This is a genomic window from Rhizobium sp. RU33A, from assembly GCF_900156055.1.
Classification (GTDB): Bacteria; Pseudomonadota; Alphaproteobacteria; order Rhizobiales; family Rhizobiaceae; genus Allorhizobium.
In genome coordinates, this window is record NZ_FTMQ01000003.1 from 394,077 (window position 1) to 415,447 (window position 21,371).

A 21,371-nucleotide genomic window follows, 5' to 3' on the forward strand; every position below is an offset into this window, starting at 1 on the left:
CACCAGCGGGTGGGTTGTGTGCCGAATGAAAAGCGCTATTTTGGCCGAAAATATCGCTGGCCAGCGATGAAGAAGGGTCAGGTCTAAGTGATCAGAATTTCTGTCGACGTCATGGGTGGAGACTTCGGTCCCGAGGTCGTCATCCCCGGAGCCGCCAAGGCACTTGAGCGTCATCCCGATGTCACCTTCCTTCTTTTCGGTCAGCAGGAGCGCTGCCTGCCGATCCTTGCGCAGTTTCCGAAGCTCAAGGAAAAGTCGACCTTCCATCACTGCGAAATCTCCGTCACCATGGACGAGAAGCCGAGCCAGGCACTGCGCCGTGGCCGCTATGTCTCCAGCATGTGGCGCTCGATCGAGGCGGTGAAGACCGGCCAGGCGGATGTTGTCGTGTCTGCCGGCAATACCGGCGCCCTGATGGCGATGTCCAAGTTCTGCCTGCGCACCATGGCGACCATCGAACGCCCGGCGATCGCCGCCATCTGGCCGACGCTGTCGGGCGAGAGCATCGTGCTCGACGTCGGTGCCGGCATCGGTGCCGACGCACAGCAATTGCTCGACTTCGCCGTGATGGGTGGCGCCATGGCGCGTGCGCTGTTCGAAATCGAGAAGCCCATGGTCGGCCTTCTCAATGTCGGCGTGGAAGAGATCAAAGGCCAGGAAGAGGTGAAGGAAGCCGGGCGCCTCATTCGTGAGGCCGGCCTCGACACGATCGACTACTACGGCTTTGTCGAAGGCGATGACCTCGGCAAGGGCACGGTCGATGTCGTGGTGACCGAAGGCTTCACCGGCAACATCGCGCTCAAGACCGCAGAAGGCACAGCCAAGCAGATCGCCGAATATCTGCGTTCGGCCATGTCACGCACCTGGATGGCGAAGCTCGGCTATATTCTCGCCAAGGGCGCCTTCGATCGCCTGCGCGAGAAGATGGACCCGCGCAAGGTCAATGGCGGTGTCTTCCTCGGCTTGAACGGCATCGTCATCAAAAGCCACGGCGGCACGGATGCCGAAGGCTTTGCGGCAGCTCTTGATGTGGGCTATGACATGGCCCGGAACGGTCTCACCCAGAAGATCGAAAACGACTTGAAAAAATATCACGCGCGGCACCCGTCTCCGGCCGGCCCCGAAGCGGCGTGAAAGGTAGGAAACTCCAATGATCCGTTCTGTAGTTCGCGGTTTCGGAGCAGCGCTCCCGAAACGGGTTATGACCAATGCTGATCTCGAAAGCCTGGTCGAAACCTCCGACGAGTGGATTGTTCAGCGTACCGGCATCAAGCAGCGCTACATCGCCGGCGAAGGCGAGACGACGGCTTCACTTGGCGCCGAGGCAGCTCAGGAAGCGCTTGATCGTGCTGGCCTGACGGCTGCCGACATCGACCTGATCATTTGCGCCACCTCCACGCCCGACAACACCTTCCCGGCGACGGCCGTCAACATCCAGAACCGTCTCGGCATGCATCACGGGTTTGGTTTCGACGTCCAGGCCGTCTGCTCCGGCTTCGTTTACGCCATGGCGACTGCCGATCTCTACATTCGCGGCGGCATGGCCAAGCGCGTGCTGGTTATCGGTGCCGAGACCTTCTCCCGCATCCTCGACTGGACCGACCGCACGACCTGCGTTCTGTTCGGCGACGGCGCTGGTGCGCTGGTGCTGGAGGCGGGCGAAGGCGAGGGGACGGTTGCAGACCGGGGCGTTCTCACCTCGAACCTGCGCTCGGACGGCGTCCACCGCGAAAAGCTCTATGTTGACGGCGGTCCATCGACCACCGGCACGGTTGGTCATCTGCGCATGGAGGGCCGCGAAGTCTTCAAGCATGCTGTCGGCATGATCACCGACGTCATCGAGGCGGCCTTCACGGCGACCGGCACGACCGCTGACGACGTCGACTGGCTTGTCCCGCATCAGGCGAACAAGCGCATCATCGACGCCTCCGCCAAAAAGCTCGGTATCCCCGACGAAAAGGTCGTGATCACCGTCGACAAACATGGAAATACGTCTGCGGCATCCATTCCGCTGGCGCTTGCGACGGCAGCCGGCGACGGCCGGATCAAGCAGGGCGATCTGGTGATGCTCGAGGCCATGGGCGGCGGCTTCACCTGGGGCGCCGTGCTCGTGCGCTGGTAGCATTTGAAACCTAAAAATTGCGCATCGACAAGCACTTGACCGTCGCGGCCAAGGGCAATAGTGTCTGCCCAATGCAACAAGATCATTGATTTAGGCGGGCGAGAACAATGGCCGGAAAGACAGTGACGCGTGCGGATTTGGCAGAATCAGTCTTTCGCAAGGTCGGTCTTTCCCGCACGGAATCCGCCGAGCTCGTGGAAACGGTCATTGACGAGATTTGCAACGCCATCGTGCGCGGTGAATCCGTGAAGCTTTCGTCTTTCGCCACCTTCCAGGTGCGCAGCAAGAACGAGCGAATCGGCCGCAATCCGAAGACCGGCGAGGAAGTGCCGATCTCTCCGCGTCGTGTCATGACCTTCAAGGCGTCGAATGTGCTGAAGCAGCGTATCCTGCGGGCCCATATCGCCCGCAAGGCCAAGCAGAAGCCGGCCAATCCTGCCGCCTGAGAAAGACCAAAATCGGTGGAGCATTTTGCCGCCGATCATCGAGCGCTTGAAAACCAGCCCTCACCCCGTTGAAATGTGATCCGAGTCGTGCGTCCGTGCGATCTTCGAGGAGCGCTGTGATGCAGTTGGACAAGAGCCCTGATGCTTTCCGCACGATCAGTGAAGTGGCCGACGATCTCGACCTGCCACAGCACGTCCTGCGCTTCTGGGAAACCCGCTTCCCCCAGATCAAGCCGCTGAAGCGCGGCGGTGGGCGCCGCTATTACCGCCCTGATGATGTCGAACTGCTGAAGGGCATCCGCCATCTGCTTTACGATCAAGGTTATACGATCAAGGGCGTGCAGAAGCTCCTGAAGACCAATGGCAACAAGTTCGTCATGGCGGTTGCCACAGGCGATGTCGCCACCATGGAAGCGCTTGTCGCTGCCAATGCCGCGAAAGGCGACGAGCCCAAAGTCAATCTCGATGAGGACCAGGTCGTTGGCCGCCCCAAGGTGCGCACCAGCGGTCGCTTCTTTGGCTTCGGTGGCAACGCCAATGACGACGCACCGGAAATCTCGGTTGGCAAGGGCTCCGTCGGCAAGGAAGACCGTGCGCTGCTGCAGGAGGCACTCTTCGACCTGCTCGAATGCAAGCGGCTGCTCGATCAGGTGCGCTGAATGACACTTCGTTCCCTTGAACGGAACACCGCTAGACCTTGAGACGTTGAAGGACCGACACGCAACCCGCGCGAGGCTCCATGAAACGGCTCTTTATCACACTCCCAGTTCTCACCCTGCTTGCTGGCCCGGCGCTGGCACAGCAGGCGGCTCCGTCGTCTGACACCGTCGAGCCCCGGCCGACCACCGTCCAGGATGCCTGCATCTTCGTGGCGAAAAACATGCTGATGGTCAAAGATCTGAAGGTCGGGGTGGTCCAGGCCTTTCCGGAGCTTGATCCACCAGGGGCAAGGCTCACCTATTCCACCCGCATGGACAGCGAACCTCAGGACATTTCCGATGAGATCGAGTGCCAGTTCGAACCGGGTACCGAAGCGCTGCAGGTGACCCGCTTCTGCATGGACCGCACCTGCTACGCCGCCAATAGCGACGAGCCCGAGCAGCGCCGGCGCTTCGACGAGGTGAGGGCGCTCATGCAGCGGCTGGATTGATCATCCGCTCATTTTTTCGTCCGCGCTGGAGTTTCCCCTTGCGCAGAAATGGCTGACTGTCTAAAGGGAACTTGCTGTCGAGCGGGTCACGCGTGACCCAAAATGCACGACTGGCAGATGACGGAATGTAGCGCAGCCCGGTAGCGCACTTGACTGGGGGTCAAGGGGTCGTGGGTTCGAATCCCGCCATTCCGACCATTTTATGTTTGCGGATCAAACAGTTGATTTCGTGACATGGTTAGAGAAACCGGGTACCGCAAGGTGCCCGGTTTTTTCGTTTCTGGGTGACAGGTCGTCGCAAAACTCCCGAGCGTGAATCCCGCTCGGCTTCTTTTGGTTTCTGTCCTATGCTTGCTGCAATGCAGCATTATATGGGAAAGAGGTTCGAAGGGAGCCGAAATCCGATGCGCTTCAAGTTCTCCATGTCTCCGCTCTCTGCACTGCTCCGCAGCCAGAAGCGTCTGCAGCGCAGCCTGGAGAAGGCGATGCCGAAGCTCAGGATGTACGAGCCGCCGAAGGTCTCAAAACCTCGTGCGCCGCGCTCCGGCCTCGTGCAGGTGCATGCCTTCGGCAGCAATCCTGGAAGACTGCGGATGTTTGAATATGTGCCCTCCAACCGCCGGGACCCTGCGACGCTCGTGGTGGTGCTGCATGGTTGTCTGCAGACAGCAAAACAGTTTGATCGTGGCAGTGGCTGGAGCCGCATGGCGAGGGAAAAGGGCTTCGTGCTGCTCTATCCGGAGCAAACCAAGGAGAACAACCACAATCTCTGCTTCAATTGGTTCCGTCCGAGCATGGTAGCGCGCGATCGCGGTGAGCTTATGTCGATCCGTCAGATGATCGACTATGCGATCGAGCGTCACGGGATCGCGGACAGCAGGGTCTTCATCCAGGGGTTATCGGCGGGCGGTGCCATGGCCAATGCGCTTCTCGTCACCTATCCGCATCTCTTCGCCGCCGGCCAGGTTGTGGGTGGGCTTGCCTTTGGTGCAGCCCGCGATGCCATGTCGGCGCTATCGGTAATGAAGTCCGGTCCTCGCCGCAGCAGACGGGAATGGGGTGACCTGGCACGGAGTGCGGCAGGAGACGTGTCCAGTCGTAAACCGGCCGTGGCGATCTGGCAGGGCAGGGCGGATCGGGTGGTGTCGCCCGGCAATGGCGAGGCGCTGCTCGCCCAATGGCTCGATTTCCACGGGCTAGACGAACTCTCGGGACAGAGTGAGGTCCGGCCCGAAGGCTCGATGATCGTCTGGAAGGATGACAATGGCAGACGGTTGGTGGAGTATCGCCTGCTTGATGCCCTGGACCATGGCCTGCCCGTCATCGCGCGGCGCGCCGGCTCTAAGCGCCAGGCCTACATGCTTGAGGGCGCCATCGGCGCCCCCCAGCAGTTCTACGAAACCTTCATTCGGCCAGGCCGAACTTGAGCGGCTGAAACGGCGGCTCAGTTTTCCTCGATCGATACACCGCTTTCGCCGATCCGGAGTTCGACGCCATCAGGCTTCTGTTCTTCCTGATAGACATAAATGCCAAGGCCGATGACGGCGACCACGAGAGCGCCGATGATGAGGTAGAGGCCATTGTTCCGGCTCATGAAATTCTCCTGTCTAGTGATGTCGGACAGGGAAAGTCTGGGCGCCGGTTATTGTTCCATCGCCATATTGGAAAAACTCAATCATCGTTGGCGGCGGTCAGTTCCTCGGGGCGCATCCCATCTTGACTCCCGCGCCCGGCAAGACGAAGCCCTTCCGCACCCTGGCCGCCTTCACCCGCATCCAGAAAGACGACGCCCATATCCGTAAGCGCCGCCTTCAGCGCCGTGTAATTCTGCGGTGTGGCGTCATAACCTTTGCCGGCCTCGATCTGCAGAATCAGCAGCGCGGGCACGCCGCTTTCCTGGGACAGTCGGTCGATGGTGACGTCAAGCATGGCGCGAGCGGCGCGTATCTGAGCAGGTGTAATCATTAGTAAAGTATGGGGTGCGCGGGCAATAAATCAATGCAGCCGCCGCAATCGGCCATTTCTGCGTCAGTTCCGCAAGGCCCTCTGGTGGCGCCATTCGGCAGCCCCGCAGCCCCAGACGATGCCAAGCACGAGATAGAAATGCCGCCAGTGGTCGGTATCGATCACGGTGCCGACCAGGATATGCCCGACCAGAACGATCCAGGCGACCACCAGATAGGGTTGCCACGGTCGCTCGCGCAGCAAGTAGCGGAAGCCCATCGACACGGTCCAGATCATCAGCGTCACGTAAGAGACAAAGCCGATCCAGCCATAGGCCATCAGGGATTTCAGCCAGATATTGTGCTCGTCTTCCGGGAAGATCCGACCGAACATCATAGGCCCGATCCCGAGCGGCCTCTCCATGGCCAGTTCGAAACCAAGACGGTGGCGGGCGAAGCGCCCGAGGTGGCCGCCGTCATACTCTTGCACCAGCTGCGTTCTGGTCTCGAACAGCGCGCGCACCTTCTCGAATTGCAGAGCGACCGACAGGGCCAAGACCATGGCGACCACGGCCGCCAGAGACAAGACCAGGATCTTCAGGCGGAAAGCGTTGGTTCGCTCTTTCAAGAGCATGACGAAGACCAGGGCGACGGTGCAGAAGAGAAACAGTCCCCAGGCGGCGCGCGAGAAGGAGAGAAACACCGCCAAGGAAAGGATCAGGATGCCGACGATCCGCAGCGGTGATTCCAGGAGCCGCCCTTTCAGCATGCCGTGCATGAGGTAGAGCGTCGGCGCGACGAGGAATGGACCGAAAACGTTGGGGTCCTGGAAAGCCCCCATGGCGCGGTCATAGCGGGTGAACATCTCCGCCCCGGGAAAGGCGTGGAAGTAGCCGAGGATCCCGAGCATGCCCGTGATGATGGCGGCGGCTACCCAGGCCTGGAAGATCAGTTTCAGCCGCTGCGGCCTGTCCTCGATGACCGCAGCATAGAAAACGGCCGTGAGCGCCAGGAAGATCGACACTGCCACGTAGAGAACCTGCTCCGTCAGGATGGTCCGTAGCATGGTCAGCGCCAGAAGCCCTCCGACGTTGAAGATCAGCAACAGAGCGAGCAGGGGCGCGACGACGCGCGAGATCTTCAGGCCGAAGAGGAACCAGAGGGCGACCTGGCCGACCATCAGAAGTTCATAAGGGGCAGGCTCGGATATGACGAAGCCCGACAGGAAGACGCCAAACGCCATGATCCAGGAGATCATCAGCTGGACGGCAGCTGCCTGCGGGTTGAAGGGCCTCGCTTGGTTGACGACGGCACTCAATAGGCGTTCTCGGTATTGAGAAGCCTGAGCGGGGTCAGGAACAGGATCTTCAGATCGAACCAGAGAGACCAGTTTTCGATGTAATAGAGGTCATAGGCCGTGCGGAACTTGATCTTGTCGTCGGTGTCGATTTCGCCGCGCCAGCCATTGATCTGCGCCCAACCGGTGACGCCGGGCTTGACCCGGTGCCGGGCAAAGTAACCCTCGACGATTTCGCCGAAGGTCTTGTCGCGGGTCTGGCCGAGGATGGCATGGGGGCGGGGGCCGACCAGCGAGAGATCGCCGCGCAGCACGTTGAAGATCTGCGGCAATTCATCGATCGACGTCTTGCGGATGAAGCGGCCGACCGGCGTCACGCGAGGGTCGTTCTTGGTGACGGCATTCTTGGCCGTCGGATCGCTCATCTCCGTATACATCGACCGGAATTTCAGGACGTTGATCACCTCATTGTTGAAGCCGTGACGCTTCTGCACGAAGAAGACCGGTCCCTTGGATGTCATCTTGACCGCAATCGCCGTGGCAATGAACACCGGCCACAGCAGGATGAGAGCGAGAACGCTGAAGAAGATGTCGAAGGCGCGCTTGGCGACCGAGTCCCAGTCACGGATCGGCTTGTCGAGAATGTCGAGAAGCGGCACCGCGCCGACATGCGAATAGGCACGCGGACGGAAGCGCAGATTGTTGGAATGGGCGGCCAGGCGGATATCGACCGGCAGAACCCAGAGCATCTTCAGGAGCTGCATGATGCGGGCTTCTGCGCTGAGCGGCAGCGAGATGATCAGCATGTCGATATGGGCAAGCCGCGCAAATTCGACGAGTTCGGCCACGGTCCCGAGCTTCGGGTAACCGGCGACCACGTCCGGGGAGCGTGCAGAGTTACGATCGTCGAAGATACCGCAGATCCGGATATCGTTTTCCGGCTGCTGTTCCAAAGCGCGAATGAGATCCTTGGCAGGCTTGCCGCCGCCGACGATCACCGCGCGGCGCTCCATCACGCCGTTGCGTCCCCAGCGGCGAAAGCCAAAGCCGATCAGATTGCGCTCGATAAGGAGATAAATCGCACCGAGCACGAACCATGCGGCGAGTATGCTGCGGTAGTTGGGGTCATGGTCGATAAACAGGAAGTTCGTCAGAGCGACAAGACCGAGGGAAGCCATCCAGCTTCCGAGCACCCGCGCCATGGATCCCATCGGCGAGCGCAGAATCGAGACGTGATAGCAATCGCTGGCCTGCATGAAGAGCAATGCGAGCAGCGAGCCGACAAAAGCACTGATGCTCGTGTCGAGGAAGTGGGCGCCGGGATCGACGGCGACGAAGAAGTTCGCGCCGAGCGCAATCCCGAACAGGCTGAAGAACTCGAGAAAACGCAGCTGGCCGATCACGATCGACGGCGAGTAGTTGGCGACCGCATATTGTGACGCGATCTGGCGTGCCAATGCGCTGATTTCGGCCTTGCGCTCCCCTTCCACCTTGTGCAGAGGATCGTCGCCGGTCGTCTGACCGCGACGCAATGCGTCAAGATCGAATGCCTCGGGTTTGTCGACCTTGTTCATGTCTGGATCTCGCACGTGTGTGCGGGAAGACTACGGCGAAGGTCCTAAGAAACGCTTTAGGATCCCCTCAGAAATGGTCTGATCTGTGCCGTTTCAGTGCAAGCCGCAGTCAAATACGCGCGAGTTGTGCCCGATAAAGCGCTTCGATGTCCCGGGCCATCACTGTTGCGGAAAAACGGGAGCGGAAGCTCTGAGGACTTGGCATGGTTCGCCTCGACCAGTCCGGATCGGTCAGCGCCTTTGCCATCACCGCACCGAAGAGATCGGCGCGGCCGGCCTCGACGAGGGCCTCGCTGTCATTGCCGAGGATCTCGGGAATGCCGCCGACCCGTGAGGCGATGACGGTCTTTTGTGCGGCCAGCGCCTCCAGAACGATATAGGGCATGGCCTCGGCGCGCGAGGGAACGACAATGATGTCAGAGAGCGCAAAGGCCTCGGAGATGGGCATGGCGGGTCTGAAACCGATCCGGCGGCTGAGGCCCTTCTGTTCGACCATTCGACGATAGCGATCGAGATCGGGGCCGTCTCCGACGATTACCCCGCTCAACGGTCGACCGACCAGTCGTTCAGCTTCGGCGAAGGCATTGATGAAGACGTCGGGCCCCTTGAGATCGCGCAGCATGCCGATATAGGCGAAATCCACGCCCTCGGCTTCGACCGGGATACGCCCGAAGTCCCTCTCGCTGATGCCATTATAGACCCGCGTCGCCTGGCAATGGGGTATGCCGATCTTCGTCTCGTAGGTCTGGCGCTCGTAGTCACAGACGAAGGAGATCGATTCCGTCATCCGCTCCAGGATGCGCTCCGCCATGAAGACCGCCTGTCCCGACGGCTTTGTCCGCGAGAAATGCAGGCTGCCGCCGTGCGGTGAGTAGAGGCGGGCGACGCGATACCTTCGAACCCGCAGCAGTGAGCCGATCAACCGCGCGATCACGCCGCCCTTGGCGCCATGACCATGCAGGATATCCGGCTGCAATTCCTTGATGAGTTTGTAAGCTTCGGCAAGTGCTGCCATGTCCTTCAATCCGACCGAACGCCGGATCGGGAAGCGTGTGACGCCGAGCGAAAGATGCGGCATGATCTGATCGAAGAGCCGGTCTTCATGCGCGCCGCCCGTCGAGCTGTCGCAGAGGATGCCGACTTTGTGTCCGGCCGCGCTGTGCAATTCTGCCAGATCGCGGACATGGCGGAAGATCCCGCCGATCGGCGACCGAAAGCAATGCACGATGCGCAGCGACTGGACTTCTGCCATCGATCAGAACAGCCGTTCGCGCACGTAGACGGTATCTCCGGCAAGGATTGGGTCGGTGATCGGCACGCGACCGGTAATGATCTGTCCGTTGATCTTGCGGGTCACGTCGACATCCCGCTGATTGGCCCGGCTGTTGAAGCCGCCGGAGACAGCGATGGCGTTGAGGATCGTCATGCCCGGTACATAGGCGTATTGCCCCGGCTGCCCGACCTGGCCCATAACGAAGATGGACCGATAGCGATCGACTTCGATCGAGACGTCGGGATCACGCAGGTACCCTTGCTTGAGCTTCTGGGCGATCGCGCCTTCGAGCTGGGTGAGGGTCGCACCGCGAGCGGCGACCTGACCGACAAGCGGGAAGGCGATGTAGCCGGCCTGGTCAACGGTATAGGTGTTGGTGAGGCTCGGTTGTTCGAAGACGGTGACGCGCAGACGGTCGCCGCTGTCGAGCCGATACGGCTGGATGGTTGCCTCGTGAAAGACCTTCGGGGCAGGGCGATAACTCGCGCAGCCCGAAACGCCGATCGACAGGACCACGCTTGCGATCAGAACCATCGCCTGTTTGCCGACCATCGCCATGCGCTGCTGCGCTCCCACTGAACCCACATTCGTTGGCCTGTTATCGAATGGTTAGGGTTAATGCCGGGTAAACGACCGATGGCTGGTTGCATCATTCGGACGCCAAAACTGGGAGCATCACGGTTAACCCTTGAGTTACCATGATCCTTTACTTTCGCCGACAAGATGTTCCGGGAGTCTGTGATGCCGAGTGTGGACCGTGATCAACATGATGTCGATATCGACCTCGCCCAGCTCTTTCGCGCCGTGTGGCAGCGGAAGGGGAGGATCTTGGGCGCTACGGCTCTTGTCGGAGTTCTGGCCTTCGTCGGCGCCAATGCGATCTCGCCGACTTACAAAAGCGATGCCAAACTCCTGATCGAGCCGCGCGAGCCAACTTTTTCCGCATCCGGAGCCAACTCCGCGACCGTCGAAACCATGCCCGACGAACTCAATGTGGCAAGCCAGGTGCAGCTGCTGCAGTCCGTCGATCTGATCAAGCAGGTGGCACGCGAGCTCAATCTCAACGAGCGTACCGAATTCGATCCGGATTCCAGCCCGTCCGTCATCACCGATTTCCTCGTGCTCTTCGGCCTGAAGAGCAACCCGCTCGAACTTCCACCCGAAGAGCGCGTCATCAACGCCTTCAAGGAAAAGCTCGCCGTCTATCAGGTCGACAAGTCGCGGGTGATCGGGATCGAGTTCACATCGCAGGATCCGAAGCTTGCGGCAGCCGTCCCGAACACGATGATAGACGTCTATCGGTCCTTGCAAAGCGGTGCCAAGCTCGACAGCAATTCCGACGCCGTGCGCTGGCTGGAGACGGAGATTGCCAACCTGCGCGAAAAGGTTCGCGAGGCCGAGCAGACGGTCGCCGAATATCGCTCGTCGGCGGGATTGATGTCGCTTGGCTCCGATCAGAGCTCGTTCAGCAGCAAGCAGCTCTCGGATATCTCGACTGAGCTTGCCCGGGTCCGTGGCGAACGCGCAAATGCCGAGGCAACCGCGGAGAACCTGCGTGCCAGCATCAGGGCTGGAAGGTCGACCGAGACGCTGGATGCGGTTGCCCGCTCGGAATCGATCCAGCGCCTGAGGGCAACGGAATCGCAGTTGAGCGCCCAGATTTCCGATCTCTCCACGCGCCTCCTCGACGGTCATCCCCAGATGAAGGCATTGCGCGCCCAGCTTGCTGGTATCCGCGAGCAGGTACAGGCCGAATCCCTGAAGGTCGCGGCCGGCCTCGAAAATGAAGCAGCCGTTGCCCGTGAACGCGAAACACAGCTGTTGGCCCAGCTCAATACCTTGAAGGCCGACACGGCCCGTGCCGGCGAAGACGAAGTCGGGTTGAAGTCGCTGGAGCGCGAGGCGACGGCCCAGCGTCAGCTGCTCGAAACCTATCTGGCGCGCTACCGCGAGGCGTCGTCACGCCTCGACAAGGATTCGAGCCCTGCCGACGCGCGTGTGATTTCCACCGCGATCGAGCCACAGGAGCCGAATTTCCCCAAGGTTCTGCCGATTACGATCGTCGCCACGCTGTCGACCATGATCCTCGCGGCCGTTGCGGTGATGCTGGCCGAACTTTTCAGCGGTCGCGCATTGCGTCCCACGGGGGCAGTGGTTCCCGTTGCCGTGCGCCGGGAAGAAGAGGCGCTGCCGCAGCAGGAAGCCGCCCCCGATCAGGACAGGCCGGAGCGCTCGACCGATACGCCTGCGAGCCTGCTGAACGTTGCCCCGGACGAAGATCTGGTTGAGGAGATGGAGCAGGCTGTCACCGCCGAGCTTCCGGCAACGGAGACTGCCGAGGAGCATGACGAATTCTCGATCGCGTCTGTGGCCAACTTTCTCGTCGAGCAGGAGACGCGGATCGCTTTTGCGATTTCGCCGTCGGGCGACGATGGCTCGCTTGGCACGGTCGCTCTCGCTCGCGAGCTGGCCGAACGCGGCAAGCGCATGGTCCTCGTCGACATGACGGGCTCGGCCTGCCCGACGCGTTTGATGGCATCCTGGCGCGACCTTCCCGGGATCACAGATCTGTTGACCGGTGAGGCCGCCTTTGCCGATTGCATCCATCCGGACCGCTCCTCGACAGCCGATATCGTACCTCAGGGCAATGCGGATATCCGTCAGGCCATGCGTGGTGCCGACCGTCTCTCCATGATCGTCGACGCGCTCGCCGACGTCTACGATCTGGTGCTGGTCGAATGCGGCCCTGCGAATGCACAAGGCGTTGCGCGTCTCAGCCGCAACGGCCGCCACGAGATCATCCTCTCAGCTCCCGAGCCGAGGGCGGACGAGCTGGCCGAGATCATGGTCACCTTCGAGGATGTCGGCTACTCGGATCTCGTTCTGCTTTCGGTGAAGACTCCGCCAAGCCGCCACGCCCGGGACGCAGCCTGATATCAGGCGTTTCCGGGTTCGGAACGATCAATCCTCTGATTTCGGCGCCGGTGTCGCCGTGCTCTGGGCCCTGAACCTCTGGATCAGGGTGTAGAGATGCGGATTACCCTTGATGAAGGTTTTCGTCCGGGTGAGGCTACGATGCGTCATGGCGGCGAAATGACCGGCAGGGCGCAGAGGCAGCAAGACGTCATGGTGCACCGTTTGCACAGTGCACCAGCGACGCTTGTAGTCCTGATCGCCAATGCCGAAGTCGAATAGGGCAGCACCGCTCAGGGCGCTGCGCTCGATGACCAACCAGAACAGGAGTTCGCCTGGACTGGCCTCCGTCATAAGACCGTCGTCGATCGAGCCAAACTGACAGATGACATGGTCGCCCTTGCGGGAAAGGCCGGTGATGGCGGCGATCTTGCCGTCATGCTCACCCGTCAGGCGGATGGCATGCAGTTCGAGTGGAACGTCGCTTCCGCCGCGATTGAATTCAAGAAGCATGCGAAAGAAGGCCTGTGTCTCCGCTGGCTGGAAGACGTTCGGCAAGCCGCCTGCGGCGAACCGGGCAGCCTTCTGCTGAAAGAAGCGTTCGAGGAGGGCTTGCTGCTCGGCAAGCTTTGTCGGGCGGATATGCTCGAATCCGCCTGCGGCTTCCAGCTTGCGGATCTGTGCGCGATACTTCTTGCGGCGGCTTTTGGCATTGAGCGCAGCAATCGTCTCTTCCATGGTCGCACACAGCGGCAGTTGGAAGGATGCGTTCTGGTTGCGGATATGCGGCAGAGCCGAAAGCGGATGCCGCTCGCCGCGCCAGTCGAAGGGGATGTTCGTCAAGCTGAGCAGGTCGGCGTGATCACGCAACGCGTTGACCAGCAGTGTTTCGAGCGCGGGGCCGGGAAGCGTCGACGCGATCGATCGGAAGCCGGCGCTGAACAGGCCGCTGTTGAAGTTCGTGAAGGCGGATCCGATGAAGCGGACATTGCGCACGAGATAGTGCCGTTCGATTTCGAGCGGCAGCAGGAAGGCGATCTCGTCGTTCAGGCGTCCTTCGACGATGGCAAGCGGATGGCCATGGGTCTCGACCCAGGCGCGGCACCAGTCATAGCCATGATGCAGGGAGTTCCATGGATCGGCCTCAAGCTGCCGCCAGACCTTTTCCAGCGGCTTCATGCGCTGGTGCACGGTCAGCGAGAGCCGTCCGGCCGGAGTGTTGACGGTCGCTCGATTGCGTTCGACGGTGGCGCCGTCATCTGGCAGATCTTCGGCAAATGCCATCGCATCATGGCGTATCTGGGCCCGCATGTACCCTATCCCGTCCGGTTTCACTGACGCGCAGGAGCTTAGGCGGACACTGCCAACAAACGGTTATCGGTCTCGGAGATGGGCAGCCTGACACCTTGCCAAGGTAAAGGCGGAGTTAATCCGCATCCTTCTTCTTGAACGGGCCGGCCATCCACTTGATCACGAGCATGGCGGGAATGACCCAGAGCAGGCCGGTCAGGAGGAAATAGAGCAGATGAGCCCACCAGGGGGCGGTCGCGAGGGTTGCCGTCGCGATCGTCGTCGCGAGAAGGGCATAGACCGACACGATCAGGATGATCAGGATCGTGCCGATGAAGGATCTCAGTTTCGGGCGCCTTGTCATGCCTTATTCCTACTCGACGTCGCCGTCCTCAGCGACGCGACCGCTTGCCGCAAACCGGCGGGCTTGTTTTGCACGGCTGACTGATGCAAATCAACGGGCGAAAAGAGGATTGACGAATGACAGCAGTATTGACCGGAACCGAGTTGCAGGTGCGCAAGGAAATCGCTCGCGTGGATGCTGACCGAAAGGCGGTCCGCATCTGGCTCGGCGTGGTGATTTTTGCGCTTTTCTGTCTCGTGCTGGTCGGCGGCGCAACGCGCCTGACCGACTCAGGCCTGTCTATCACCCAATGGAAACCGATCCATGGCGTTATCCCGCCGCTGACCGCCGCAGAGTGGGAAGAAGAGCTCGAACTTTATCGTCAGATCCCGGAATACCAGCAGATCAACAAGGGCATGAGCCTCGACGAGTTCAAGTTCATCTTCTGGTGGGAATGGGCACATCGTCTGCTCGCCCGCCTGATCGGCGTGCTGTTTGCCGTGCCGCTCGCCTATTTCTGGCTGCGCGGCAAGATCGAGCCGAGCCTGCGCACGCCGCTGGTCGGGCTTCTGGCGCTCGGAGGCCTGCAAGGCTTCATCGGCTGGTGGATGGTTTCCTCGGGTCTCAGCGAGCGGACTGATGTCAGCCAGTATCGTCTGGCCGTCCACCTGATGATGGCCTGCTTCATTTTCGCCAGTTGCGTCTGGATCTATCGCAGCCTTTACCCGCATACGGACGATGCTGTCCCGACGGAAAAGAGCCGTTTCTTCGCAGGCGTTCTGCTCATCATGACCTTCGTTCAGATCTATCTTGGTGCGCTTGTCGCGGGTCTCGATGCCGGGTTCACTTACAACACCTGGCCGCTGATGGACGGCGCCTGGGTGCCGCAAGGGCTCTTCATCCAGTCTCCCGCCTGGATCAACATCTTCGAAAACCCCAAGACGGTGCAATATATCCATCGCATCGGCGCCTATGTTCTCTGGGCGGCAGCACTCGCCTACATGATCCAGTCTCTGCGGGCGGCTCCCGAGACCACCCATGCCCGCCGCAGCGTGGTGCTTTTCGTCCTCATCAGCATCCAGGCGGTGATCGGCATCGCGACGCTCGTGATGCAGGTGCCGCTGGCTGCCGGTGTCATTCATCAGGGCATGGCGCTGGTGGTTCTCGCCTTTGCCGTCGCTCATCTGCGTGCCTTCTACGGCGAGCGCCCGAAGCCGGTTGTGGTTGAAGTCCGCGACTGAGCCTGATCAGCCGAAGCGATAGGCGGAGTAAGGTTTTCCGAGGAACTCACCCCGGAAGACCTGCCGCCCAGCATCCGAACCTGCGGCACCCGAGGCTACGAACAGCGGCACGAGGTGATCGTGGTCTGGCACATGGCAGGCCAGGGCATCCGGGTTCTGCTCCCAGGTCGCGAGCACTTCTGAACGCCGCGCGCTGTCGGGTGATGAGACCGCTTGCGTCAGCCAATCGTCAAACCGGATCGCTTGCTGAACATGATTGGGTTCGGCCTGCCGGAACATCCGCATGTTGTGATAGCTCATGCCCGAAGCAATAATCAGCACGTCTTCGTCACGCAATGGCGCCAACGCCTTGCCGATCGCCACATGGCTTTCAACATCCAGCGTATTCTTGAGAGAGATCATCGTCAGCGGCACATCCGCATCCGGATAGAGCAGCATGAACGGGATGAAGACGCCATGATCGAAGCCGCGCGTGGCATCCTCGGCGCTCTCGATCCCGGCCTCTGCCAGTAGTGCCCGCGCGCGGGCCGCAAGGTCCGGCGACCCCGGGGCAGGGTAGGAGAGTTCGTAGGTGTGCGGCGGGAAATTGTAATAGTCGAAGAGCATGCCAGGCTTCGCAGCCGTGCTCAACGTCGGCACCGGTTCCTTCTCCCAATGGCCTGAAACCACGAGTACAGCCTTCGGCCGCCGCCCGATTTCCGCATCGAGGCCTTCGAGGAAGGCCCGCAGATCGTCCCAGGGCGTCTTGCCTTCGGCATCCCGGGGGAATTCCATGAACGGCCACGGGCCGCCACCATGAGGAATGAAGTAGACGGGGAAACGATGGCGATGTGGGATTTCGCTGCTCATGACGACCTCGCTGGTACGCTTCCGTCCTACCAAAGGGTGATGAGGCCGGCGATCCGTCATTCAGTCGACAAAGTGTTCGACAAGCAGCGATCTTGCAATCCGGGCAAAGGCCAGGCGCTCCACAAGCCTTGCATCGCCTGCCAGCGACGACCCGTCTTCCAGCATCCAGGCGACAGAGAGCATCGCGTGAACCGCCGCATAACTTAGGATCTTCCTGCCGCTGCAGCCGAAATGAACCCCGAAGCACTCCGTTAGGCGCATGATGCGCAGCCGATCCAGGACGAGCGTCCCATTTCCCTGCGGGTTTCCGAAGACATTGGCCACATCATAGACCGGGTCGCCATAAAGTCCCTGCGGATCGATCGCCCGCCACTCGCCGGACGCATCCTGGACTATGTTCTCGTGATGGAGGTCACCATGAAGCGGTCTTTGGCCCATGCTCGCTGAGCAAGCCGCGTGCGATATGCGCGGCCCAGCTTGCGACCGTGCCGAGTTCGGACGATCCTGATGTTTCCGCAAGCAAGAACAGAGACCTGAAATGTCGATCGAGGGGCACGAGCGCGTCTGGAACCGTTCGTCCGCTTGGAGCTTGCAGCTTGCCCAGCACACGGAGCACGACGTCCGTTGCTTCCGCGTCGCCCCAGCGATCAAGGTGTTCCCGCAGCGTCCGCGCGCCCCCATCTTCGAGCAGAGATGAGTGGCCGACACGGTCAATGAGGCGAACGGCACCGAGACCCTGCCTCCACTCGAGAAAGTCGAGGCCAGGCAGTTCGCCGTGTCCCGCAGGCTTGAGGCTCTTTACAATGTTTGTCGAGCCACGCCGCCAAACTCGAAAAATAAGACTCGACGGCGTGTCAGCGACGAGCTCCGCCTTGTCGATGCTCCAGGCTTCTGTGAGAGCGACGGGTAGCTCGGACAACGCGGCCACGGCATCACGCCGACAGCATCAGGTCCATGTTCTGCACAGCCGCTCCTGACGCGCCCTTGCCAAGATTGTCGAGCAGGGCGACCAGATTGACATGCGCGCCACCGGGCGTGCCGAAGACGAAGAGCTTCATCGTGTCCTGTCCGACCAGTTCTTCTGCATCGACGCGCGGCAGCTTGGCACTTTCGCCGAGCGAAACGACGCTGACGATCTCCTGGCCCGCATAGTGGGCGACGAGTGCAGCATGGATGCTCTCCAACGTCGTGCCGGCGGCGAGATCTTCGAGGAAGAGCGGCACCTGGACGATCATGCCCTGGGCGAAGCGGCCGACGGAAGGCGCGAACAGCGGTGCGCGGTCGAGCAGGCCATGGGTCTGCATTTCCGGCACATGCTTGTGCTTCATCGTCAGGCCGTAGAGGAAGTTGTTTGCGACCAGATGCTCGGGATGGGTCTTGTCTTCCATCTGCGCAATCAGCTGCTTGCCACCGCCGGTGTAGCCGGAGACGGCATTGACCGACACGGGATAGCCGTCCGGCAGGATGCCGGCGGCGCGCAGCGGACGGATGAGGCCGATCGCACCGGTCGGATAGCAGCCGGGATTGGAAACATAGCGTGCCGATTGGATCTTCGCCTTCTGCGCCTTGTCCATTTCGGCAAAGCCATACGCCCAGTCCGGATGCACCCGGAATGCCGTGGAGGCATCCAGCAAACGGACATTGTTATTCGCTGCCGTCATCTCATAGGCCTGCTTCGACGCGTCGTCAGGCAGGCAAAGGATGGCGATGTCGGCACTGTTCAGCATGTCCTCGCGCATCTTCTCGTTCCGCCGCTCCGCTTCGGGGATCGACAGCAGCTCCAGATCGCGGCGGTCGGCCAGGCGCGTGCGGATCTGCAGACCCGTTGTGCCGTGTTCGCCGTCGATGAAGATCTTCGCTGCCATTTGTCTAATCCTGTCAGAGGTTTGGATGAGAATGCGGAATCTGATTGTCAGTGTGTTGAATCAATGTGTCAGGTGCGTGTCGCGAGTTTCTCGGCGCGCAGGCCCAGCATATACATCGCAACCGTCGCACCGGCAATTGCGGTGATGTCGGCATGGTCATAGGCCGGCGCCACCTCGACGATGTCAGAGCCCCGGATGTCGAGGGCCCCGAGCTTGCGCAGCACCGACAGCATTTTGGCGGAGGAGGGGCCGCCTGCGACCGGCGTGCCGGTGCCTGGAGCATAGGCCGGGTCGAGGCAGTCGATGTCGAAGGTCATGTAAGTCGGCGCCGTGCCGACATGCGAGAGGATCGCGTCGGCGATGGCCTGCGCGCCCATGTCCTCGACTTCGTAGCCGGGAATGATCCGGATGCCGAAATGCTCGGGCGCTTCGGTGCGGATGCCGATCTGGATCGACTTCTTGGGGTCGATGACGCCTTCGCGGACCGCCCGGCAGACGAAGGAACCGTGGTCGATGCGCTGGCCGTCATCGTCCCAGGTGTCCTGATGCGCGTCGAAATGTACCAGTGCTAGCGGGCCGTGCTTGGCGGCATGGGCTTTCAGGAGTGGCCAAGTGACGAAGTGGTCGCCGCCAAGGCCGAGCAGATAGGCGCCGGAGGCAATGATCTTCGCGGCCTCCTGCTCGATCAGGCCCGGTGTGTGCTGATGATTGCCGTAGTCGAGCAGCACGTCGCCATAGTCGATGACGGCCATCTGCTCGAAGAGGTCACGGGCGAAAGGGTATTGCGGATCATTGTCGAAGATCGCAGAGGCGCGCCGGATTGCCTGTGGTCCGAAACGCGCGCCGGGGCGGTTGGAGACGGCGGCATCGAATGGAATGCCGAGTACGACCGCGTCGACGTCGGTGAGGTCCTTCGAATACTTCCGCCGCATGAAGGACAGCACGCCCGCATAGGTCGGGTCGGTCGCAGCACCGCGCAGGGTCTTCGCGGTAAACGCGTTGTCGATCGTCTTGCTGGCCATGCTGCTGCTCCGGATTTCGAATTTGATCAAATTATAAGGTCACCATCGGCGGTCAAGCCCATCGCGTTCAAGCATTGAACGCAGACTGCAAAACGAAAAAAGGCGGAGCCGAAGCCCCGCCTTGATTTCCGTTTCCGGTTGTCCAGCAATTAACGCTTGGAGAACTGGAACGAACGACGGGCCTTCGCCTTGCCGTACTTCTTACGCTCGACGACGCGGCTGTCGCGGGTCAGGAAGCCACCCTTCTTCAGGACCGGACGCAGGCCCGGTTCGAAGTAGGTGAGGGCCTTCGAGAGACCGTGACGAACTGCACCGGCCTGGCCGGAGAGACCGCCGCCAGCGACAGTCGCGATGATGTCGAACTGGCCGTCACGGGCCACTGCGACGATCGGCTGCTGCAGAATCATCTGCAGGACCGGGCGTGCGAAGTACGCGGAGAACTCGCGGCCGTTGATGGTGATCTTGCCGGTGCCCGGCTTGACCCATACGCGGGCAACGGCATTCTTGCGCTTGCCGGTGGCGTAGGAGCGACCCAGCGAGTCGACCTTGCGGACGTGAGCCGGAGCTGCGTCCTGTGCCGGAGCAAGGTCCTTCAGGGAAGAAAGATCGGCCATACTTAGGCGCTCCTTGTGTTCTTGCTGTTCAGCGAGGCGACGTCGAGAGCGACGGGCTGCTGAGCTTCATGCGGGTGGTTCGTGCCAGGATAGACGCGCAGATTCTTCATCTGGCGACGACCGAGCGGACCACGCGGGATCATGCGCTCGACGGCCTTTTCGAGAACGCGCTCCGGGAAGCGGCCTTCGATGATCTGGCGAGCCGTACGCTCCTTGATGCCGCCCGGATAACCGGTGTGCCAGTAGTACTTCTTGTCGGCATACTTCTTGCCGGTGAAGACGACCTTTTCGGCATTGATGACGATGACGTTGTCGCCGTCGTCAACATGGGGGGTGTAGGTGGCCTTGTGCTTGCCACGCAGGTGCATGGCGATGATGGTGGCGAGGCGGCCGACAACGAGCCCTTCGGCGTCGATGAGGATCCACTTCTTCTCCACCTCTGCAGGCTTCTGAACGAAGGTAGACATTGAGGTCTCTTTCAGTGTGATCCTGTGTTTCCCGAGTGAGGGAGCGACAGGCGTTTCTTGTTGCTTGTTTCGCGCCGTTTTCGACACAAAAAAGAAAGAGGTCCCTAAGGACCGCATTCCGAGGAGCGGTATAGAGGGTGCGCTGTCGGAGGTCAAGATCGCAGCATCGGTAGGGTGTTGGAGAAAAACTATTGAAAACAGTGGCTTAAATGTAGGGTGTTATTTTACCACACGTCAGTTGCTTCCGCAGTCATGCTGCGTGACCGCGGGAACCAACCAGCAAGGACGCAATTCTACATTCCAGCGCAGCAGGCAAATGGAACCGATGCGTCGGAATTATTCGATGCAACCTATGATGTCGCTAATATTCTCATGAACATAATGAAAACATAAACCGAACATAGCGACTGACGTCGTCAACGGAGATCGCCATGTCGCTCGAACGCCGAATTTCGCTCATCACGCTCGGCGTCGCCGACGTCGCTCGCAGCACCGAGTTCTATGCGCGGTTGGGCTGGACAAAATCCTCCGCGTCCAACGACCAGGTGACCTTCATCCAGCTGAAGGGCACGGCTCTTGGTTTGTTTTCGCGCGCCAGCCTGGCGGAAGATGCGCATGTCGAAGACACGCCCCCGGGCTTTTCCGGCGTCACGCTCGCTTACAATGTCTCGAGCGAGATCGGCGTCGATGCCGTCGTGAAGTTTGCCGTGTCCTGCGGGGCAAGGCTGGTCAAGTCGCCGGAGAAGGTCTTCTGGGGTGGTTACTCCGGCTACGTGGCCGATCCCGATGGCCATTTGTGGGAAATCGCCTTCAACCCCTTCTTCCCGCAGGACGAACACGGACATGTCGTTCTTCCGGAATGATATCCGGCATTCGACGGATATCCGTGGCAGCTCGTTAAGCGGTCGGCGCTAAGCTGTCGTCGGGACAAGATGGACGGGTAAACCAAAGGCCTTCGCGGG

General features: G+C 60.9%; 23 protein-coding genes and 1 tRNA gene. 10 read left to right on the forward strand and 14 right to left on the reverse strand.

What is annotated here, in order from left to right; genetic code table 11:
* The first annotated feature begins 87 nt into the window (after window positions 1-87).
* From plsX to BW978_RS12815, 7 genes are all read left to right on the forward strand, one after another.
* On the forward strand, window positions 88-1,134 hold the full coding sequence (plsX, locus tag BW978_RS12785) for a phosphate acyltransferase PlsX (protein WP_076395669.1): 1,047 nt from the start codon (window positions 88-90) through the stop codon (window positions 1,132-1,134).
* Window positions 1,135-1,150: 16 nt separating this feature from the next.
* On the forward strand, window positions 1,151-2,122 hold the full coding sequence (locus BW978_RS12790; RefSeq protein WP_076395671.1) for a beta-ketoacyl-ACP synthase III: 972 nt from the start codon (window positions 1,151-1,153) through the stop codon (window positions 2,120-2,122).
* A 107-nt stretch (window positions 2,123-2,229) separates the two neighbouring features.
* Window positions 2,230-2,568 (forward strand): integration host factor subunit alpha, encoded by a 339-nt coding sequence (locus tag BW978_RS12795; RefSeq protein WP_006727522.1) that lies wholly within the window; start codon window positions 2,230-2,232, stop codon window positions 2,566-2,568.
* Window positions 2,569-2,693: 125 nt separating this feature from the next.
* The gene (locus BW978_RS12800; protein ID WP_076396513.1) at window positions 2,694-3,227 is read left to right on the forward strand and encodes a MerR family transcriptional regulator; all 534 of its coding nucleotides are present in this window, start codon (window positions 2,694-2,696) and stop codon (window positions 3,225-3,227) included.
* A gap of 80 nt (window positions 3,228-3,307) precedes the next feature.
* Window positions 3,308-3,718, forward strand: coding sequence for a hypothetical protein (locus BW978_RS12805; protein WP_076395673.1), 411 nt, complete (start codon window positions 3,308-3,310; stop codon window positions 3,716-3,718).
* Between the two features lie 121 nt (window positions 3,719-3,839).
* A tRNA-Pro gene (locus BW978_RS12810) sits at window positions 3,840-3,916 on the forward strand.
* Window positions 3,917-4,122: 206 nt separating this feature from the next.
* Window positions 4,123-5,145: an extracellular catalytic domain type 1 short-chain-length polyhydroxyalkanoate depolymerase gene (locus BW978_RS12815; RefSeq protein WP_076395675.1), complete on the forward strand. Its 1,023-nt coding sequence runs from the start codon at window positions 4,123-4,125 to the stop codon at window positions 5,143-5,145.
* Between the two features lie 17 nt (window positions 5,146-5,162).
* On the opposite strand, the gene BW978_RS23560 is transcribed toward BW978_RS12815, so the two are convergent.
* From BW978_RS23560 to BW978_RS12840, 6 genes are all read right to left on the reverse strand, one after another.
* A complete protein-coding gene (locus BW978_RS23560; RefSeq protein WP_006727526.1) occupies window positions 5,163-5,312 on the reverse strand; it encodes a hypothetical protein in 150 nt (49 codons plus the stop codon).
* A 77-nt stretch (window positions 5,313-5,389) separates the two neighbouring features.
* On the reverse strand, window positions 5,390-5,647 hold the full coding sequence (locus tag BW978_RS12820; protein WP_244551956.1) for a hypothetical protein: 258 nt from the start codon (window positions 5,645-5,647) through the stop codon (window positions 5,390-5,392).
* A gap of 99 nt (window positions 5,648-5,746) precedes the next feature.
* Window positions 5,747-6,979 carry an O-antigen ligase family protein gene (locus BW978_RS12825; RefSeq protein WP_076395678.1) on the reverse strand — a complete coding sequence of 411 codons (1,233 nt, stop codon included), beginning with the start codon at window positions 6,977-6,979 and terminating at the stop codon, window positions 5,747-5,749.
* Window positions 6,976-8,532 (reverse strand): undecaprenyl-phosphate glucose phosphotransferase, encoded by a 1,557-nt coding sequence (locus BW978_RS12830; protein WP_076395680.1) that lies wholly within the window; start codon window positions 8,530-8,532, stop codon window positions 6,976-6,978. Before BW978_RS12830 ends, BW978_RS12825 begins: the two co-directional genes overlap by 4 nt.
* 109 nt (window positions 8,533-8,641) lie before the next feature.
* Window positions 8,642-9,784, reverse strand: coding sequence for a glycosyltransferase family 4 protein (locus BW978_RS12835; RefSeq protein ID WP_076395682.1), 1,143 nt, complete (start codon window positions 9,782-9,784; stop codon window positions 8,642-8,644).
* 3 nt (window positions 9,785-9,787) lie between these two features.
* Window positions 9,788-10,363: a polysaccharide biosynthesis/export family protein gene (locus tag BW978_RS12840; RefSeq protein ID WP_069041663.1), complete on the reverse strand. Its 576-nt coding sequence runs from the start codon at window positions 10,361-10,363 to the stop codon at window positions 9,788-9,790.
* 183 nt (window positions 10,364-10,546) lie between these two features.
* On the opposite strand from BW978_RS12840, the gene BW978_RS12845 reads away from it, so the two are divergent.
* Window positions 10,547-12,739, forward strand: coding sequence for a GumC family protein (locus tag BW978_RS12845; protein ID WP_076395684.1), 2,193 nt, complete (start codon window positions 10,547-10,549; stop codon window positions 12,737-12,739).
* 27 nt (window positions 12,740-12,766) lie between these two features.
* Here BW978_RS12845 and BW978_RS12850 read toward each other — a convergent pair whose 3' ends face one another.
* The gene (locus BW978_RS12850) at window positions 12,767-14,029 is read right to left on the reverse strand and encodes a GNAT family N-acetyltransferase (protein WP_083697582.1); all 1,263 of its coding nucleotides are present in this window, start codon (window positions 14,027-14,029) and stop codon (window positions 12,767-12,769) included.
* Between the two features lie 115 nt (window positions 14,030-14,144).
* A complete protein-coding gene (locus tag BW978_RS12855) occupies window positions 14,145-14,372 on the reverse strand; it encodes a DUF2842 domain-containing protein (RefSeq protein ID WP_069041660.1) in 228 nt (75 codons plus the stop codon).
* Between the two features lie 116 nt (window positions 14,373-14,488).
* Between BW978_RS12855 and BW978_RS12860 the strand changes: the two genes are divergently transcribed.
* A complete protein-coding gene (locus tag BW978_RS12860) occupies window positions 14,489-15,592 on the forward strand; it encodes a COX15/CtaA family protein (RefSeq protein WP_076395686.1) in 1,104 nt (367 codons plus the stop codon).
* A 6-nt stretch (window positions 15,593-15,598) separates the two neighbouring features.
* Here the strand turns inward: BW978_RS12860 and BW978_RS12865 are convergent, their stop codons facing one another.
* The 6 genes from BW978_RS12865 to rplM all read right to left on the reverse strand — a co-directional run bounded on the left by BW978_RS12865 (window position 15,599) and on the right by rplM (window position 20,409).
* Window positions 15,599-16,441, reverse strand: coding sequence for a DODA-type extradiol aromatic ring-opening family dioxygenase (locus BW978_RS12865; protein ID WP_076395688.1), 843 nt, complete (start codon window positions 16,439-16,441; stop codon window positions 15,599-15,601).
* A gap of 60 nt (window positions 16,442-16,501) precedes the next feature.
* On the reverse strand, window positions 16,502-16,879 hold the full coding sequence (locus BW978_RS23565) for an aminoglycoside phosphotransferase family protein (protein ID WP_076395690.1): 378 nt from the start codon (window positions 16,877-16,879) through the stop codon (window positions 16,502-16,504).
* 494 nt (window positions 16,880-17,373) lie between these two features.
* On the reverse strand, window positions 17,374-18,306 hold the full coding sequence (gene argC / locus BW978_RS12880) for an N-acetyl-gamma-glutamyl-phosphate reductase (RefSeq protein ID WP_076395694.1): 933 nt from the start codon (window positions 18,304-18,306) through the stop codon (window positions 17,374-17,376).
* Between the two features lie 68 nt (window positions 18,307-18,374).
* Entirely contained in the window at window positions 18,375-19,328 is a 954-nt protein-coding gene (gene speB / locus BW978_RS12885; protein ID WP_076395696.1) for an agmatinase, read from the reverse strand.
* Between the two features lie 149 nt (window positions 19,329-19,477).
* A complete protein-coding gene (rpsI, locus tag BW978_RS12890) occupies window positions 19,478-19,942 on the reverse strand; it encodes a 30S ribosomal protein S9 (RefSeq protein WP_076395698.1) in 465 nt (154 codons plus the stop codon).
* A gap of 2 nt (window positions 19,943-19,944) precedes the next feature.
* Window positions 19,945-20,409 carry a 50S ribosomal protein L13 gene (gene rplM, locus BW978_RS12895; protein WP_076395700.1) on the reverse strand — a complete coding sequence of 155 codons (465 nt, stop codon included), beginning with the start codon at window positions 20,407-20,409 and terminating at the stop codon, window positions 19,945-19,947.
* 431 nt (window positions 20,410-20,840) lie between these two features.
* Here rplM and BW978_RS12900 point away from each other — a divergent pair, with 431 nt between their 5' ends.
* Window positions 20,841-21,272: a VOC family protein gene (locus BW978_RS12900; protein ID WP_076395702.1), complete on the forward strand. Its 432-nt coding sequence runs from the start codon at window positions 20,841-20,843 to the stop codon at window positions 21,270-21,272.
* The last annotated feature ends 99 nt before the right edge of the window (window positions 21,273-21,371 follow it).

Coding starts and splice junctions, on each gene's coding strand:
- BW978_RS12790 (WP_076395671.1), top strand. CDS start 1,151: ATGATCCGTTCTGTAGTTCGCGGTTTCGGAGCAGCGCTCCCGAAACGG.
- BW978_RS12795 (WP_006727522.1), top strand. CDS start 2,230: ATGGCCGGAAAGACAGTGACGCGTGCGGATTTGGCAGAATCAGTCTTT.
- BW978_RS12805 (WP_076395673.1), top strand. CDS start 3,308: ATGAAACGGCTCTTTATCACACTCCCAGTTCTCACCCTGCTTGCTGGC.
- BW978_RS12815 (WP_076395675.1), top strand. CDS start 4,123: ATGCGCTTCAAGTTCTCCATGTCTCCGCTCTCTGCACTGCTCCGCAGC.
- BW978_RS23560 (WP_006727526.1), bottom strand. CDS start 5,312: ATGAGCCGGAACAATGGCCTCTACCTCATCATCGGCGCTCTCGTGGTC.
- BW978_RS12820 (WP_244551956.1), bottom strand. CDS start 5,647: ATGCTTGACGTCACCATCGACCGACTGTCCCAGGAAAGCGGCGTGCCC.
- BW978_RS12830 (WP_076395680.1), bottom strand. CDS start 8,532: ATGAACAAGGTCGACAAACCCGAGGCATTCGATCTTGACGCATTGCGT.
- BW978_RS12835 (WP_076395682.1), bottom strand. CDS start 9,784: ATGGCAGAAGTCCAGTCGCTGCGCATCGTGCATTGCTTTCGGTCGCCG.
- BW978_RS12840 (WP_069041663.1), bottom strand. CDS start 10,363: ATGGCGATGGTCGGCAAACAGGCGATGGTTCTGATCGCAAGCGTGGTC.
- BW978_RS12845 (WP_076395684.1), top strand. CDS start 10,547: ATGCCGAGTGTGGACCGTGATCAACATGATGTCGATATCGACCTCGCC.
- BW978_RS12850 (WP_083697582.1), bottom strand. CDS start 14,029: ATGCGGGCCCAGATACGCCATGATGCGATGGCATTTGCCGAAGATCTG.
- BW978_RS12855 (WP_069041660.1), bottom strand. CDS start 14,372: ATGACAAGGCGCCCGAAACTGAGATCCTTCATCGGCACGATCCTGATC.
- BW978_RS12860 (WP_076395686.1), top strand. CDS start 14,489: ATGACAGCAGTATTGACCGGAACCGAGTTGCAGGTGCGCAAGGAAATC.
- BW978_RS12865 (WP_076395688.1), bottom strand. CDS start 16,441: ATGAGCAGCGAAATCCCACATCGCCATCGTTTCCCCGTCTACTTCATT.
- BW978_RS23565 (WP_076395690.1), bottom strand. CDS start 16,879: ATGGGCCAAAGACCGCTTCATGGTGACCTCCATCACGAGAACATAGTC.
- argC (WP_076395694.1), bottom strand. CDS start 18,306: ATGGCAGCGAAGATCTTCATCGACGGCGAACACGGCACAACGGGTCTG.
- speB (WP_076395696.1), bottom strand. CDS start 19,328: ATGGCCAGCAAGACGATCGACAACGCGTTTACCGCGAAGACCCTGCGC.
- rpsI (WP_076395698.1), bottom strand. CDS start 19,942: ATGGCCGATCTTTCTTCCCTGAAGGACCTTGCTCCGGCACAGGACGCA.
- rplM (WP_076395700.1), bottom strand. CDS start 20,409: ATGTCTACCTTCGTTCAGAAGCCTGCAGAGGTGGAGAAGAAGTGGATC.
- BW978_RS12900 (WP_076395702.1), top strand. CDS start 20,841: ATGTCGCTCGAACGCCGAATTTCGCTCATCACGCTCGGCGTCGCCGAC.